General features: G+C 42.7%; 12 protein-coding genes. 5 read left to right on the top strand and 7 right to left on the bottom strand.

The window, feature by feature from the left end; genetic code table 11:
• Window positions 1-179: 179 nt before the first annotated feature.
• The 6 genes from psb27 to AC2D3N_RS13855 all read right to left on the bottom strand — a co-directional run bounded on the left by psb27 (window position 180) and on the right by AC2D3N_RS13855 (window position 5,829).
• The gene (psb27, locus tag AC2D3N_RS13880) at window positions 180-581 is read right to left on the bottom strand and encodes a photosystem II protein Psb27 (protein ID WP_079681259.1); all 402 of its coding nucleotides are present in this window, start codon (window positions 579-581) and stop codon (window positions 180-182) included.
• Window positions 582-646: 65 nt separating this feature from the next.
• Window positions 647-2,269 (bottom strand): WGR domain-containing protein, encoded by a 1,623-nt coding sequence (locus AC2D3N_RS13875; RefSeq protein WP_484691195.1) that lies wholly within the window; start codon window positions 2,267-2,269, stop codon window positions 647-649.
• A 187-nt stretch (window positions 2,270-2,456) separates the two neighbouring features.
• Window positions 2,457-4,109: a DUF4912 domain-containing protein gene (locus AC2D3N_RS13870; protein WP_484691194.1), complete on the bottom strand. Its 1,653-nt coding sequence runs from the start codon at window positions 4,107-4,109 to the stop codon at window positions 2,457-2,459.
• Window positions 4,110-4,786: 677 nt separating this feature from the next.
• Window positions 4,787-5,098: a DUF2973 domain-containing protein gene (locus tag AC2D3N_RS13865; protein WP_079681258.1), complete on the bottom strand. Its 312-nt coding sequence runs from the start codon at window positions 5,096-5,098 to the stop codon at window positions 4,787-4,789.
• Between the two features lie 195 nt (window positions 5,099-5,293).
• Window positions 5,294-5,626 (bottom strand): DUF2605 domain-containing protein, encoded by a 333-nt coding sequence (locus tag AC2D3N_RS13860; protein WP_079681257.1) that lies wholly within the window; start codon window positions 5,624-5,626, stop codon window positions 5,294-5,296.
• A gap of 77 nt (window positions 5,627-5,703) precedes the next feature.
• Complete coding sequence (locus AC2D3N_RS13855) at window positions 5,704-5,829, bottom strand: hypothetical protein (RefSeq protein ID WP_484691193.1); 126 nt, start codon at window positions 5,827-5,829, stop codon at window positions 5,704-5,706.
• Between the two features lie 194 nt (window positions 5,830-6,023).
• Here AC2D3N_RS13855 and AC2D3N_RS13850 point away from each other — a divergent pair, with 194 nt between their 5' ends.
• The 5 genes from AC2D3N_RS13850 (at window position 6,024) to AC2D3N_RS13830 (ending at window position 13,243) form a co-directional block, all read left to right on the top strand.
• Window positions 6,024-6,449, top strand: coding sequence for a DUF4278 domain-containing protein (locus AC2D3N_RS13850; RefSeq protein ID WP_484691192.1), 426 nt, complete (start codon window positions 6,024-6,026; stop codon window positions 6,447-6,449).
• Window positions 6,450-6,571: 122 nt separating this feature from the next.
• Entirely contained in the window at window positions 6,572-8,890 is a 2,319-nt protein-coding gene (locus tag AC2D3N_RS13845; RefSeq protein ID WP_484691191.1) for a TolC family protein, read from the top strand.
• 67 nt (window positions 8,891-8,957) lie between these two features.
• The gene (locus AC2D3N_RS13840) at window positions 8,958-9,266 is read left to right on the top strand and encodes a 2Fe-2S iron-sulfur cluster-binding protein (protein ID WP_079681253.1); all 309 of its coding nucleotides are present in this window, start codon (window positions 8,958-8,960) and stop codon (window positions 9,264-9,266) included.
• A gap of 463 nt (window positions 9,267-9,729) precedes the next feature.
• Complete coding sequence (locus AC2D3N_RS13835; RefSeq protein WP_484691190.1) at window positions 9,730-12,036, top strand: AAA-like domain-containing protein; 2,307 nt, start codon at window positions 9,730-9,732, stop codon at window positions 12,034-12,036.
• Window positions 12,002-13,243 (top strand): WD40 repeat domain-containing protein, encoded by a 1,242-nt coding sequence (locus AC2D3N_RS13830; RefSeq protein WP_484691189.1) that lies wholly within the window; start codon window positions 12,002-12,004, stop codon window positions 13,241-13,243. Before AC2D3N_RS13835 ends, AC2D3N_RS13830 begins: the two co-directional genes overlap by 35 nt.
• Before the next feature lie 183 nt (window positions 13,244-13,426).
• Here AC2D3N_RS13830 and AC2D3N_RS13825 read toward each other — a convergent pair whose 3' ends face one another.
• Window positions 13,427-15,742: a bifunctional diguanylate cyclase/phosphodiesterase gene (locus AC2D3N_RS13825; RefSeq protein WP_484691188.1), complete on the bottom strand. Its 2,316-nt coding sequence runs from the start codon at window positions 15,740-15,742 to the stop codon at window positions 13,427-13,429.
• Window positions 15,743-15,844: the final 102 nt, after the last annotated feature.

Genomic DNA, 15,844 nt, shown 5'->3' with positions numbered 1-15,844 from the left:
CAACGTTCCAAACAAAATCAGTAGGGAAACACACTGATAATGGATGCGGGCGAGTTTATCGGTGATTAAAGTGATTAGGCTGTTAGGCAGATTAATGCTCAATAATATAGACGCGCCGTGGCACGTCTCTACACTAATAACTAATAACTGTTAACTGATGACTGATAACTGGTAACTGATTACGCTCCTCGACTCACGGCGACTTCCACTTGTTTAAATTCCTGTTCCAAACGTTCTTTTAATTTATCCGGGATAGGACGGTTGGGATAGGAACTATAATGACCTGCTAGGGCGTTGAGGGCTGTACGCATGGTGGTAAAGGAACTCAGGGTAGTGACAGAATTATCCCGACGGTAACGAGCAATAAATTCGTTAATGACTTCCCTGGCTTGACCTTGGGCTTCGGCTTTCTCGGGTGCATCTTCAGGTAAAAGAATTGCGGTTCTCAAGCTATCGACAACGGCTAAAGTATCTTTAGAATAATTGCCTGTTAACATTCCCGAAGGACTCCCACTGCATCCGACTAAAGTAATGGCAGCCACAAGAACTAGAGCTAACAGACGAGAAATATATTTTTTCATGAGCTTTATTGCAATTGGCATTAAAAATTATAATCAAAATCAGAATCTAAACCAAATAAATAGATTTAGCCACAAGCCCAAACAAAGGCAAACTGATCTTTATGGGTTTTGCATTGCAGAATATGGGCAATTCCCAGATCACCAAACGCATAGTTAAGATTTTGCTCCGAAGCTAGTTGAAATACTTGCCGCATCGGAGCCTGACAAACGGGACAGCCTGGACACTCCAAACCCTGAACCCAGCGCGGGTAGCCCCCCAGCTTATCGCTCTCATCGGTGGGGTATAGCTGATCGTAGTCATCCAAATCATCCAGACCTAAACGCTCCACCACTGCATCCCACAAGTCATTTTCTTTTAACCGCTCCCAGCCATAGATCAGAGCCACCAGATCATCAGGGTCGGGATAGTCTTCAATTTCTAGCCACTCGGTGATGGTCTTGGCTGGCAAATAAGTTCCATAATCTTCTCCACCGATTTGGGGTAGGGGTGGGGTTGATCCCATACCCACGGGCTGTACCAGACGAATTTTGATATTTTTAATTAAGAATGGAACTCTACCATAATAAATTGTTCCTTCTTCTACCTCGAACCCACACTTATCAGACATACAGTGGAACATTTGCAACAGACCTGTACCAAACTCCTCACGGACAGGTTCTGGCAATTGACTCAAATTCAGTTGAACAAACAGTTGCAAGGGTTCGGCACAACAGGGGCAACCGGGCCAGGTTTCATCTATTGCCAGCCAAGGACGACCGGAAAACTTGGAAGCCAGGCGATCGCCATCCCCTTCCGTTACAATGGGCTTCCAAGCAGGACGAACAAATTGGGTAATATCGAGATCAGAGTTAGGAGAATCATCGTTGGAACTTTCTTTTACCATTTGGGCAGGCAGAGGTACCTCAGTAGATTTGGATCGGCTTGGCTTCCCTTTAGGGAATAACACATAGCCTTTTTTCAACTTTTCATTGATTTTCTTCTGGGCAGCGGCCTGGGCTTTTCTTGGACTGCCATAGGTGCTTTTTTCGGTTTGTCCAGTCGTACCAATGCGCCCATAGCCGAATGTGACAGTTAATCCATTCACCGTGACTTCATAGAATTTGTGGGACTTGTCATCGGACAATTCTAGGTAAATGGGTTCGTTGATATGACCGGGCGCATAGTAGGGGTCTTCACCACGAATAGTGGAATGGTAGTATTCTTCGGCTGCTTCTTCGGAATCAAACTCACGCAGTTCGTCAGACAAAAGATTCCCGCCGTAACCACTCTTAATTAACCTTACCTGGCGACCATCTAGGATTATATTCCCATAATTAGGCATTTTACCCGTATCGATCTCAAACTGATAGTTATTTAGATCGGGTTGAGCTATAGGATAGCAAGGAAAGTAATGATTCCGTGGTTTATTACTGGGAACTAACACACTCCCACCCAAGAAAAAACTTCCATCCGCTAGGACAAACAATTCTTCAGTGAAAGCCGGGTTTGTCCAATTTAGCAAAACAGAGCACCCATCGGTTGAGATGGTGTAATGACCCGAACGACTATGGTTTAATATCTCACAAGTGCCATTGGGTTCAAATAAATAAGGGTATTTCTTATTTTGTATCCAGATGGAACCCGTTAGTTTTTCTTGAAGATATTTTTCTGGTTCAGAGGATAATTGATGTGAAGGATGGCTAGGCATAGACACCAGGGTATTTTGTGTTTCCAATATAGCTCAACTATCAAAGATTTAAAAGTATTGTTTTCTCCATAACCAAGACTAACATTTTTCAATCTTGTTAATATCCGGTGAATAGGGTAGTCATTAAATAGGCTGTCAGTTTTCACTAACAGCCTGTTTAATATCTAAAATTAATCTGGTAGAATTGTTAGAGTTTGAAAAAGGTTTTTCCTCTCAGGTCTTCATCCCAAGGAATATTAATAAATTGGTAATTTTCCCAGTCTGTAGGATAAATGGGGGGGATATGAATATGATTGGATCTGACTAAGACTAACCAACGCCCATCTAGGGTTAAATAACCCAATTCTGCAATATAATCTCGATCACTCATGGGAATAGGAATATGCCATTCCCTAGCCATCTCATCACACTCATATTCCTGCACCGACAATGGCGGCTGGGTATCGAGATCAATTGCGGTGACGTCATAAACCCGCAGGAGAAGGTGTTTTCCGCCTTGGTGACGGATATGTTCTTTATGTTCGTTGGGAATATCCCAATACGCATAGGCCCAATTTGGGTCACGGGGTAATAGGAAAATCTGACTTTGACCATATCCATTGGGTAATGGTGGAAGTCCCTGGTCTACATCCGCAAGGGAGGGTTCAAATTTTATTTCCTTTCCTACATTAAATTTAGTAGCTGCTACGTCTGTTTCTGAACGAACCTCTTGGTGAGGTACTCCTAATTCTATTACTTCGGTTTCCGGTTTTACTATCCCTAAAACCGATATTTCTGGTTCCGTTAATTCATCATCAACCGTAACAAATGTTGGTTCTATTTCTGTAATATCTGGTTCCAAAATAATAGATTTATTTTGAATCTCAGACTCAGATTCTACTATTTCTGAAACTAATATTTCCGGTTCCGTTAATTCATCATCAACCGTAGCAACTGTTGATTCTGTTTCTGTACCATTCGATTCCAAAATAATAGATTCAGAATGAATCTTAGGCTCAGGTTCTACTATTTCTGAAACTGATATTTCCGGTTCCGTTAATTCATCATCAACCGTAACAACTGTTGATTCTGTTTCTGTAATATCCGGTTTCAAAATAATAGATTCATTTTGAATCTCAGGTTCGGATTCTACTATTTCTGAAACCGATATATTCTCAATTTGTGTTTTTGTCGTCAAAAATTCTGCAATTACAGCTTCAGCTTCATTCGGATCAATGTCCTTGATTAATACGACTTCCGAAACTTCCTCAATTTCTCCATTTTCAACGGGATAAAATTCCGGCTCAGGAGACTTGGCTGGGATAAAAAATTCTCCTTCTGGTTGGATTTCAACCTGATTTTCAAATAAGATTGATTCTTGCTGGAGAACGGCGATCGCAGAATCTAAATTATCCACCTCCGATGGCATTAAACTAATAGACAATCCTTGGGGTTGTAGATTATTTTCTAATTGAACCGTTTCTGTCTGATGCCGTTTTTGAATAATAGTACGAGGGAGAGAAACAGTAGTAACTGCTGGAGAAAATGGTGTTTTTAAAGGTTCTATAAACTGACGATTAATATTAGGAGAAAATGGAGTTTTCAGAGGTTCTGTCAAACTGTTAAAATCCAGTTGAGCAGAATTTTTCTGAGGTTGCGCCCCGGTGACATCGGGTTTTGTAGATAAGGGAACAGAAATAGGGTCTTCTTGTTTTTTGACTGGGGACTTAGAACGTTGAGCTTTGAATTGTAAATTAACCCATAAACCCAAAAACGGGATCACAGGGAGTAACCACCACAACCAAATCGGGATTTCCGTTGCGGGAACTGTTGTCGGCTGTATTTGGGAAGATTGCCCCACTAGGCTATCATTGTTCGTGTTAGCTTGGAGTGAACGCGAATCAATCTGGCTCAAGAGGATCTGTTGTTGAGAATTAAACCCTAACCCAGAATCTGATCCAGGTTTGGGCTCCAACTTCCCTACCTGGGGAACAGTATTAATATTCCTAACCTGTGCGGGAGACAACCAGGACGACTCTGAAAGCGCAGAAGAATTGACGCTAGAGTTGGAGTTCCACCGAGAGGTAGCCCAGGCCATAGGACTCGTCGCTATTGATAACAATAACGTTAAGGTCACTATCGATGTATCTTTTTTATTTAACAACATATATAGAACCGCAAGCTGTTGACCGAAAATCCCAGGACTCCAGCCCCCAAATTCGTTGGTGGGTTAGAGATGCACTAAGGCAAGTCTGTACAGGGAAACTTATTTCCCATAATTTCTAATTTAACTGAAAATCACGGTTAACGATCAATATTTGAGCTTAGTCTATCAGAAGATTGGAGCATGGGGGACTTAGCCCCAGTCCCCCAGAAGATCATACAGGCTGATTAATTGTCCATCAAAACTAATTTCTAAATCCTGATGACGTAGGTTTTCAAGGAGTTACCCAGGTTAACAATGAGCGGTTATTGTGAATCAATGAGCAATTCAATTGTCAACCCTGATCATTATTAAATTTCTAATGATTAATATTTTTATTCATTTTCATGAATATCATCCCCATAACCGGGAGAAGATTTATATAAATTATCTAATTGATTTCGCGCGTCTTGAACAGACAAAGAGCGCATCACTAACAAAGGTTCATTAATTAAATTTCCCGTTTCATCGAGTAGTTCTGGATGCGGGACTTTTCCCATCTGTCCTGAATTATTTAACCCTCCATAGTTGCGAGGATCATGTAGTTTATGGGATTCCATACTCACTGTCAAAAGACTGTGAATTAAATTCCGAACCGCTAGAAAAGCCAAAATTGTAAAAGCCAGGACGTAAACTAAGTGTAACATTTTTGTCTCCTTAAGGCTAGGGTTTATTTGATTAATCTAAAGCCGTTTTCTAATAGAAAGGGTATTTTATTTTAGAGCTTGATCCGGGGGGGTCATTGAAACGCTCATCTACCTGGATTCTGACATATTTTATCAACAAATTAAACCTTTCTACTTAAAAAGTTGATTAATTTTGGGGGAGTTCACCCTCCCATCTCAATTTTTGACTTGATTAGCTTGTTCCATCCGAAAGCGAGTCGCCACTTGCCAGTATTCTGTCAATAGGTTATGCCAAGGCATTAGTACGGTCATTTCGATTCCAACTTGTCCCCCCGTAGCATAAAACAGAGTTTTAGTCGCCATCACCTTCTGTTGGGCTTGGGTAATTCGGTTCAGCAGGTCAGATTGTTGGAGCCGAGTCAAAAAGGATATCTCCTCCGTTTCCAAAAGATGGCGCGATCGCTCAAACCAGTATTCAAAATCCTCTAGTAGCGGTTCTAAGATCGATTTGAGAAGCTCTGACTCTTCGGGCAAGTTGGAACTTAGCATGGATGGTTTGATTAAGACTTCAGTTAAGACAATATTAACACTCTTTATATTTCTTAATAATTTTCTTAATAAAAGTTTTATAGCCGTTGGCGATCGCTCCGTACTCCAGTCCTTCCTGCCCAAACTGGAAATAGCCCGGGAGCAATTCCCCCTCCCCGAAGATCAACCCAGGTCACGGGTTTAAATGGGTTAAAGGATGCCATAGATCCCAACCAGAATCAACCCCCTAACCTAACCCAACCTAAATTGAGAGATCATTCTTAAATAATTATTAAGTTTCCCGATTTAACCTGAAAAAATGTAACAATGAATACAGAAATAACAAGATCGTTTAAGATTCGTTTAAAATTTGTCTTGAAGACAGCCCATTTAAAACTAAGGTCAGGAGAAACAGCATATGAAACCCACCTATCGTGGTCATCAGTACGAGACATCTTTTTCGCCGAGCGATATAGTGGAAAGGGAATTAACAGGCAAATATCGGGGTCAGGGCGTCCAGTTTCACTACCCTCGCCATGTTCCCGTGCCTCAGACCCCGCAACCCATGAAATATCGGGGTGTTTCCTACAGCAGTACGGAGCCACGAAATCCTGTGCAGGAAGTCAAAGTCACTGCCCCCAACAAAAGCCAAGCGGCGGAAACCAGGGGAGGTGGGTTACTCCATTTAGCTACATTTGAGAAGCCCCTGGACGAGAATCTGGCAAAAGTTCATGCCAATCATTTATGCCGTTTACTTGATCGTAGACGTCAGGCGGCCGCAGCCCGGGGCGATCTTCATCTGCTGCGTTTATTAGATTTAGAAGCAGAACATATTGCTTGCTAGAGTAATCCCTGATCCGGTTGGGTTTGAGCAATCCTATCAGCTATCTAACATCAAAAAACTTAGGAATATTGCTGCCTTAGTCTAAAATTGTTTCTGGACTTGTAGACAAGAAAAGAAGCCTTATGTCCGTTCTTCGTAATTTGATGGCTGTGGGAGTGAGTGGAGCAATCACCTTGATCAATGTGGGGCCAGGAACAGCAGTTCCTTCCCCCATTGAGTCTCGGGATAAATTGCCTGACTCGAATACAACTCAACCGCAGGGTTTTCAACAAAATCCCACAAAGTCTCAGTATCCGGCTCCTGAGCAAGCAGAGGCAGGGTCGGAATCGTTGTCCATAGATTCGACACCTGCCTTAAAGGAAGATTCCAGGGATTTAGTTCCAGATGCTGCTACGGAAACAGAACAACGGAGTGATAACTCCACATCTGAACCCGCCCCCATAGAGAAAGTGGAAAGCGTTTCTGCTCAAACGTCTTTACCCGCAGAAATCCTAAGTTCAACCTTTAAGCAAAATCCTAAAAAATCTCAATTAGGAACCTCCAGTTCTCCCCGTCGGATTATTGATCATCTGTTGATGACACCTCAGTCCATGGCTAGATCTTCCGTACCATCGGAGTTCCCTGCACCAGTTTTTAAACAAAATCCTACAAAAACCGCTCGACAGTCTGCACCCATAACAACGGCATCTACTGGTGTTGGAGCAACGCCGACGATCGCCCCGGCTGCTTCTGGCCCAACAACCGCAGACCCTATCCCAAAACCGACAACTAGGGTCAACCCCGTTTTTAACTTACCCCATCCCCTGGGGAACAATGGACAATCCTCGCCAGACAATAGTCCCCAAGAGATTGAAGTTGCATTACCAAATCCCTCTACCCAGGCTGCAACCCTAACGGATTCTGTAAATCGAGTTAGGCAATCTCAACCGACTCAACTGGCTCAAGTCAGTAGGCCCGCCTTAACGGTTCCTGACCTGACTCCTCCCACGACTCCCTTTCCCCCTCCGACTCCCAACGGAACCTTACAAACCAATCCTCCTCAAATTCTGCTCCCAAGTAGTGATCCTCTGTATCGCCCCACCTTACCCGAACAGGTGAATATTGAGGAAACGGTTCCTGTGACCCTTCAACAAGCGGTTGATTTAGCGATTCGGAATAATGAAAATGTCAGCATTGCCCAACTGCAAGTCGAACAGAGCTTGGCGGCGGTCAGGGAAACCCAAGCGAATTTATATCCGAGTTTGGTCTTTCGTTCCGGTTTTTCTCGCAACGTCTCGGCGGTGGAGGACTTACAAGTTCGGGCTCAAAATCGCGCCCTACGAGTGGCTCGGTTCAATAATGTTCCCGGGGCGGATCAGAGGGAATTTCAGACCCTCTATGGAACCTATTCCTTTGATAATTCCTTTCAATTGCAGTACGACCTGGGAATTAATGGATTGAGGGGGGCTAGAATTAAGGCCTCAGAAGAACAGTTAAGGATTCTGGAGTTAAGGTTAGAAACGGCCTTAGAAGAAGTCCGATTTAATGTAGCTCGTGCCTATTACAATTTGCAAGAAGCAGATGCTGCGGTGGAAATTCAAGCGGCTGCTGTGCGAAACTCTCAAAAGAGTTTAGAGGATGCCGAAGCTTTGGAACGGGCTGGAGTGGGAACCCGTTTTGAAGTGTTGCAAGCTCGTGTCACCCTTGCCAATAACCAACAGGATCTGACTAATTCCCAGCGCAGTCAATTTCAAACCCGGCGGGAGTTAGCCGCGATTCTGAATATTGATGAAAATACGAATTTATTGGCGGCTGACCCGATTGCTTTGGCGGGAGCTTGGGATTTAACCCTGGAAGAAACCATTGTTCAAGCCTATCAAAATCGGGCGGAGTTGGAGGAACAGTTAGCTGAACGCGATCGCGCTCAACAATTGCGCCGGGCAGCCCTAGCCGCCACTCGTCCGAATGTTACCGTGGGGGCGACTTATAACGTCTTGGGTAGAATCAATGATAACACCGATTACAAGGCTGTCCATGGCTGGGCCGATGGCTATGATGCTCAAGTCCAGTTGTCTTGGAATTTCTTTGATGGGGGTGCGGCGAAAGCTCAAGCCCGACAACGGGAGTTAGATATCGGCATCGCAGATGAGCGCTTTAATCAATTACTCAATCAAATTCGTTTGGATGCCGAACGGGCTTACTATGACCTCCAAGCTAACTTTGATAATATTCAAACCTCTAGTTTAGGGGTGGAGGAAGCAACCGAAGCCTTACGTTTAGCGCGTTTACGGTTTCAAGCGGGGGTGGGAACTCAGTTAGAGGTGATTAACCAAGAAACGGACTTAACTCGCGCCCAAAACCGACTCCTCAATGCCATCATCGGTTATAACCGCGCTCTGTCTGCCCTGCAACGGGCTGTAAGTAACCTTCCGGGTAATATCCTGTCGGATTATCCTTTGTAGGGTTGAAATGTTAACTTTTTGTAATAATTTGAAAGAGACGCTATGTTAATGCAGCTAGGACATCAAAATGGGTAATATCAGATTCGTGAGTGAAAACAAGGAAATCATTGCTGCGGATGGGGCCAATCTCAGAATTAAAGCCCTAGAAAACCAGATTGACTTATATACCTTCACGGGCAAAATGATGAACTGTGGCGGTTATGGTCAGTGTGGGACTTGTATTGTGGAAATTGTCGAAGGGATAGATAATCTTCCTGCCCGCACGGAAGTTGAAGCGCGTATTCTTAAGAAAAAACCCGATAGCTATAGATTGGCCTGTCAAACTATTGTTAATGGCCCTATTAGTGTTCAAACTAAACCGCAAAAACGGAAGTAAAGAGGGGATATTTATAGGTAATTACGAATGGGGAATGGGGAATGGGGAATGGGTAAACTGTTATAGTTGGGAACACCGCAACACCGGAGGAAAAGGTTTTACCGCCGTTGGTCTATTAAGCTGTTAATTATCTAAATTTTCGAGACGATCCAAGCCAGTAAGGGGTTTCAGCCTCTAAAATATACAGTTTAAATGCTCAACAGCTTATTCCAGGGTTGTGTTAATCTCTCCCATTTCCCTATCTCCCTATCAACCCATCATTTTAGCTTTTTTCTTAAAATGAAACAGCCCTGGGGCTTGGGGTGAGGGGACTGAAACCGGGGATAAAACTAGCCTAATCTTTTTCAATCCAATTGACACTCCCGCGCCGTAAAACGGCGGGGATTCTTAAGAGACGTAAATCCTTAAAGGGTTAGCCAAAAACCCGCTAGACACTCGCTCAAAATCAAGTCTGTGCTTACTTATGATTTCCAGTCCATATCAAGTTGGGGGGAGTTTAGATCAGAATAACCCAACCTATATTCAGCGTCGGGCGGATGAACAACTTTATACCGCACTCAAAGCCGGGAATTTCTGCTATGTTTTTAATGCTCGACAAATGGGGAAATCTTCCTTAATGGTGCGAGCGAAATCCCGACTGGAAAAAGAGGGATATAGCTGTACAATTCTGGATATGACTCGGATTGGGAGTCAACAAATTACTCCCTTACAATGGTATAAAGGGATTGTTGGAGATTTGTGTAGAGGGTTTAATTGTGTAGGAAAAATTAATTTAAAAACTTGGTGGAAAGAACGGGAAGATGTTTCGTTATTACAGCGACTCAGTGATTTTATTGAGGAATTATTATTTCAGCAATTTCCTGAACAACAGCTTTGTATTTTTATTGATGAAATTGATAGTGTTTTAAGCCTTAATTTTCCCATTGATGATTTTTTTGCTCTGATTCGTTATTGTTATAATCAAAGAGCGATTAATCCTGGGTATAAACGGATTACTTTTGCCTTATTTGGTGTCGCCACTCCCAGTAATTTAATTTTAGATAAAACTCGGACTCCTTTTAATATTGGTCAAGCGATTAACTTATGTGGTTTTACGGCAGAAGAAGCGTTATCTTTAGCAAAAGAATTAGAAGGAAAAATTACCCAAGCCCATTTAATCGTAAAACAAATTATTGCTTGGACGGGAGGACAACCTTTTTTAACCCAAAAACTCTGTCAATTAGTTGATTTTGCCATACAGAATTCTATTTCTCAAAATTTAATTCCTCCCCTGGGTTCGGAATCTTTTTGGATAGAAAATTTAGTGCGATCGCAAATTATTGAACATTGGGAAAGTCAGGACGAACCGGAACATTTAAAAACTATCTGTGATCGCCTTTTGAGAAATGAACAACGGGCCGGAAGATTACTCGGTGTTTATCAACAAGTTTTACAAAATACCCCAATTATAACCGATGATAGTCCCGAACAAACAGAACTTTTATTATCAGGATTATTAATTAAAAAACAAGGCTACTTACAAATCAAAAATCGCATTTATCAAGAAGTCTTTAATCAGTCCTGGGTCGAAAAACAATTAGGGCAACTGCGACCCTATTCTCAGGTTTTAGACGCTTGGGTTTTGACAGGAAGAACCGATGAATCCCGCCTATTACGAGGACAGGCATTAAAAGACGCTCAAACCTGGGCGATGGGCAAAAGTTTAAGTGATTTAGACTATCAATTTTTAGCAGCTAGTGTAGAAGCAGATAGACAGGAAGTACAACTGGTTTTAGAAGCTCAAAGAACCCAAGAAGTTAAAGCCAGATTAACTCAAGAAGAACAGGCAGCAAAACGTCAAAAAAATTTACTAATAGCGGTAAGTTTTGCTTTATTAATTGCCTGTGGTTTAGGGATTACCAGTTATATTCAATATCGACGTTCACTGTTGAGTGAATATCAAGCGCGACTGAGTGAAATTCAAGCCCTGGTTTCCGCCTCCGATGGACTCTTTGTTTCTAACCGTCGTTTAGATGCTTTAATTGAAGCCATCAAAGCTAAACATCGTCTCCAAAACCTCCAAAAAACTGATATAACTATTCAGGATCAAGTTAAAAATGTGCTGCGACAAGCGGTTTATGAAACCGATGAATATAACCGTTTATTGGGTCATAAAGCGGCGGTGATGACCGTTGATATCAGTCCTGATAGTTCTTTAATTGCTTCTGGGAGTGTGGATAAAAAGATCAAACTTTGGGGACGGGACGGTCAGTCCGTGGCCACCCTCAAAGGTCATCAAGGAACCGTTAGAACCCTTAATTTTAGTCCCGATAGTCAATTTATTGCTTCCGGGGGTGATGATGGTACGGTTAAACTGTGGAAACGAGATGGCACACTGTTAAATACCTTTGCGGGGAATGGAATTGGGGTCTGGGGCGTGGCCTTTAGTCCCGATGGTGAGCAGATTGTTTCTAGTAGTATGGACGGGGCGGTGAAGGTATGGCGGCGGGATGGGAGGTTACTCAAAACCCTTGAGCAACGGGGAGAAGGGGTTTGGGGGGTGGCTTGGAGTCCCGATGGTCAATGGATAGCGGCTGGAGGTTTCGACAAAACCATTAAATTGTGGAAATCCGATGGGACTATCTCGCGAACCTTTCGGGGTCATCCCGGGTTAGTGGTGTCGGTGGCTTTTAGTCCCGATAGTCAAACTCTGGCATCGGCTAGTGCTGACAAAACCGTTAAATTGTGGAAACTTGATGGGACTTTGCTCAGAAACCCTAGAAGGTCATAGTGCTGCTGTTTATGGTGTGGCTTGGAGTCCCGATGGTCAGACCCTCGCTTCTGGGAGTGTGGATAAAACCATTAAGTTATGGCGACGGGACGGCACACCTCTGAATACCCTGAAAGGACATCTCGGAGTCATTTGGGGCTTGGATTGGAGTGCTGATGGTCAGTTTATTGCCTCGGCGGGGGCAGAAAATGGTGTGCGACTGTGGCAAAGTCAAAATCCCTTCCGAACGATGATTAATCCTTATCAGGGAGGGGTTTGGGGTGTTGATATTAGTCAGGATGGTCAGACCATTGTCACGGGAACCGTGGACGGTTGGGTGAAGATCTGGAACCGTCAAGGTCAACTGTTAAAAACTCTGAAAAGTGAGCTTAGGGGGTCAGTCGCCGTTGATTTGAGTCGGGATCAAAAATGGATTGTTGCAGCCAGTAATAATAATACGGTGACGTTGTGGAAACGGGACGGAACCTTAGTCAAGAGGTTAGTTGGGCATACGGCTTTAGTCTGGGCTGTCGCCTTGAGTCCCGATGCTCAGATTATCGCTTCAGGAGGGGAGGATAATACCATTAAACTCTGGAACCGAGAGGGTACTTTACTGAAAACCTTGACCGGACATCAGGCGACGGTATGGCAGGTAGTTTTTAGTCCCGATGGTCGGTGGTTGGCTTCTGCAAGTGCCGATGGAACCGTTAAATTGTGGAAATCAGATGGTACTTTACTGAGAACATTCAAGGGTCATGAAACGGCTGTGTGGCGGGTGGCATGGAGTCCTAACGGTGAAATGTTGGCGTCGGGAAGTGCCGATAATACAGTTAAACTCTGGAAACGGGATGGAACTTTATTGAGAACCCTGGAAGGTCACACGGCGGCGGTTTGGGGGGTGGCGTTTAGTCCCAGGGGAGATAGACTAGCATCGGGTAGTGTTGACAATACGGTGAAGTTATGGACGTTGGAAGGAAAGGAACTCACCACCCTACGGGGACATAGTGCGGCAATTCGGGGGTTAGCCTATAGTCCTGATGGTACGTTTGTGGCATCGGTTGGTGAAGATAATACTTTAATTTTATGGAATGTTGAAAATGTTTTGAATTTGGATTTATTGAGTTATGGGTGTAATTTTGTTCGAGATTATTTAACCCATAATATTCTAAGGGGAAAGGAATGTAATTTTCAAAATCAGGAAACAAACTTATTACTCCATCAGCCTTAGAATATAATAATAGTCCATGCTTACTATTCCCCATTCCCCACTATATATAGCAGTTGCTGCATCTATTAGGACGGACATTCTTGAAAGCTAAAATCTGCTCATAGTAAGTATTTACCTATTGCCCATTGCCTATTCCCTATTCCCTATTCCCTATTCCCTATTGCCTCTTGCTATATTTCTTATTTAGGTTAAAAATTTGATTTCAATGTCTTGAGCAGATAAAGGTTTAGCAAATAAATAACCTTGACCAAATTCGCAGTCCAGTTCCCGTAACCATTGCATTTGTTGGGATGTTTCAATCCCTTCAGCAACAATAGCTAAACCCAGATGATGACCTAAATCAATAATGGTACTCACAACTTGATAATTACGGTTTTCTTTCTGCATCTGACTCACAAAAGAATAATCAATTTTCAAATGATCCACAGGAAAACGATGAAGATAATTAAGAGAGGAATATCCCGTACCAAAATCATCAATACTAATTTCAATATTTCGAGACTTAATTTCTTTCAAGACATAAATGGTTTTATTAATATCTTCAATTAACATACTTTCGGTAATTTCTAAGGTTATTGCATTCCCTTCTAAACCCGTTTCTTTTAAAATAGTATCAATTTCTTCGATTAAATTAACTTTGCGAAAATCCTGAGCCGAAAGATTAATACTAATCTTCAGAGGTTGGCGACTGGGAAATTTTTTGTTCCAGGTTGCGAGTTGTTGACAAGCGGTGGATAACATCCAACTATCAATCGCTAAAATTAAGTTAGTTTCTTCGGCTAAAGGAATAAATTCTGCGGGACAAATAAACCCGCGAGTGGGATGTTGCCAACGGATTAATGCCTCAAATCCTATGAGGCGATGATTATAAATATCAATAATTGGTTGATAATAAACTAAAAATTGTTGTTGTTCAATCGCTCTACGAAGATCATTTTCTAACTGGAGTCGATTAATAGCGATCGCGTGCATTTCTCGATCAAAAATTTCATATCTAGCCTTACCTTGATTTTTGGCACGATACATGGCAATATCGGCATCGCGTAGTATATCCGAGGCTCGAATATAGTCTTTTGTCCCAAACACAATCCCAATACTTGTACTTACATGAATTTCCCTTTCTTCGATGATTAATGGGCAAGCTAAGGCTTTAAAAATCTTCTCAGTCGCTCTAATTGCTTCTTGAATATCTTTAATTTCATCTAATAATATTACAAACTCATCACCACCGATTCTAGTGACAAGATCGGTTGAGCGCAAAATCGACTGAAACTTACGCGCTATAGCGATCAATAACTGATCCCCTACTAAATGTCCTAGACTGTCATTAATCACTTTGAATCGGTCGAGATCGAGGAATAAAAGGGCAAAGTGATAGCCTTCAAAATTGTGAATCCGGTTCATCCCTAATTTGAGCCTTTCCATCAGGAGATTTCGATTAGGTAAACCCGTTAGGGCATCATGTAGGGCTTCATATTTGAAACGCTCTTGGACTAAAATTCTTTCTGTGATATCCCTAGAAGTTGTTTGGATTTGAACGACCTGACCCGCCTCATCTAAAATTGGTTTTGTTAAAGTTTCTAACCAAATATAGTTTCCTGATTTCTGACTAATGCGATAGGTTATAGAAATATTGTTTTTACCTAAAATTGCCGCGCGAAATTCTTCGGAAATGCGATCGCGGTCATCGGGATGGAATAGAATATAGGGGTCTTCTCCAATTAATTCCTCATAACCATAACCGAGTAAAGATTCGCAGGAAGGACTCAGGTAGAGATAACGGCGATCCAGATCTTGAATACAGACTAAATCACTAATATTTTCCGCTAATAAACGATAGCGTTGTTCGTTTTCTCGTAGGGATTGTTCAGCGCGTAATGCTATAATTCCAAAACTCAGACTATCTGTGAGTTGTGTTAATAGTTCAACCTCTCTGGGATTAAAAGCATAGGCTTCGGCGGAGTAAATATTCAAAGTCCCAAATACTTCGCCATTATTAAGCATAGGAAGCACTATGGAGGATTGATAGCCACGCTGTTGGGCGGCTTCGCGCCAGGGGGCAAAATTGGGGTCATGGAGCATATTTTGGCAAGCTACCGGATGTCCAGAACGAATTACCCGTCCCGTGGGGCCCCGACCTCGCTCGGTATCCGCCCAGGTAATATTCAGGGTTTTTAAGTAATCGGCTTCATAACCCGCCCAAGCCATTGCTTTGACGCTTTTAGCCTGATCATGGCAAACGTAAGCCACCCAAGCCATACGATAGGCTGCTTCTTGGGTAATTAACTCGCAAAGGGTTTGCAGGAGCGTCATTTCATCGGTAGCGCGGATCACAGCTTGAGTACAAGCACTTAATACCGCCAGCGCCCGGTTAACCACCTGAAAATCTAGCTTTTGTTGTTGCAATTCTGCTTCTGTTTGTTTAATAAGACTGCTTTGATCATCAACACGGAAAACTCTATTTTCTGTTAAAAACTGAGGATTGTGGGATCTTGGCATATCAGTTATCAGTTATTAGTTATCAGTTGCTAGTTATAGCCCTAGGCACTCTTAGAACAGGGAATAGGGAATAGGGAATAGGGAATAGGGAATAGGGAATAG

Source organism: Planktothrix sp. PLAVEN19ND, assembly GCF_057220675.1.
Note: the sequence above shows the minus strand (reverse complement) of the source record. Positions and strands in the feature narration are given on the sequence as shown.

What these genes read in the sequence shown, in the direction of transcription:
- AC2D3N_RS13875 (WP_484691195.1), bottom strand. Translation starts at nt 2,269, where the DNA reads ATGCCTAGCCATCCTTCACATCAATTATCCTCTGAACCAGAAAAATAT.
- AC2D3N_RS13850 (WP_484691192.1), top strand. Translation starts at nt 6,024, where the DNA reads ATGAAACCCACCTATCGTGGTCATCAGTACGAGACATCTTTTTCGCCG.
- AC2D3N_RS13845 (WP_484691191.1), top strand. Translation starts at nt 6,572, where the DNA reads ATGTCCGTTCTTCGTAATTTGATGGCTGTGGGAGTGAGTGGAGCAATC.
- psb27 (WP_079681259.1), bottom strand. Translation starts at nt 581, where the DNA reads ATGAAAAAATATATTTCTCGTCTGTTAGCTCTAGTTCTTGTGGCTGCC.
- AC2D3N_RS13855 (WP_484691193.1), bottom strand. Translation starts at nt 5,829, where the DNA reads ATGGCATCCTTTAACCCATTTAAACCCGTGACCTGGGTTGATCTTCGG.
- AC2D3N_RS13825 (WP_484691188.1), bottom strand. Translation starts at nt 15,742, where the DNA reads ATGCCAAGATCCCACAATCCTCAGTTTTTAACAGAAAATAGAGTTTTC.
- AC2D3N_RS13860 (WP_079681257.1), bottom strand. Translation starts at nt 5,626, where the DNA reads ATGCTAAGTTCCAACTTGCCCGAAGAGTCAGAGCTTCTCAAATCGATC.
- AC2D3N_RS13835 (WP_484691190.1), top strand. Translation starts at nt 9,730, where the DNA reads ATGATTTCCAGTCCATATCAAGTTGGGGGGAGTTTAGATCAGAATAAC.
- AC2D3N_RS13830 (WP_484691189.1), top strand. Translation starts at nt 12,002, where the DNA reads ATGGGACTTTGCTCAGAAACCCTAGAAGGTCATAGTGCTGCTGTTTAT.
- AC2D3N_RS13865 (WP_079681258.1), bottom strand. Translation starts at nt 5,098, where the DNA reads ATGTTACACTTAGTTTACGTCCTGGCTTTTACAATTTTGGCTTTTCTA.
- AC2D3N_RS13840 (WP_079681253.1), top strand. Translation starts at nt 8,958, where the DNA reads ATGGGTAATATCAGATTCGTGAGTGAAAACAAGGAAATCATTGCTGCG.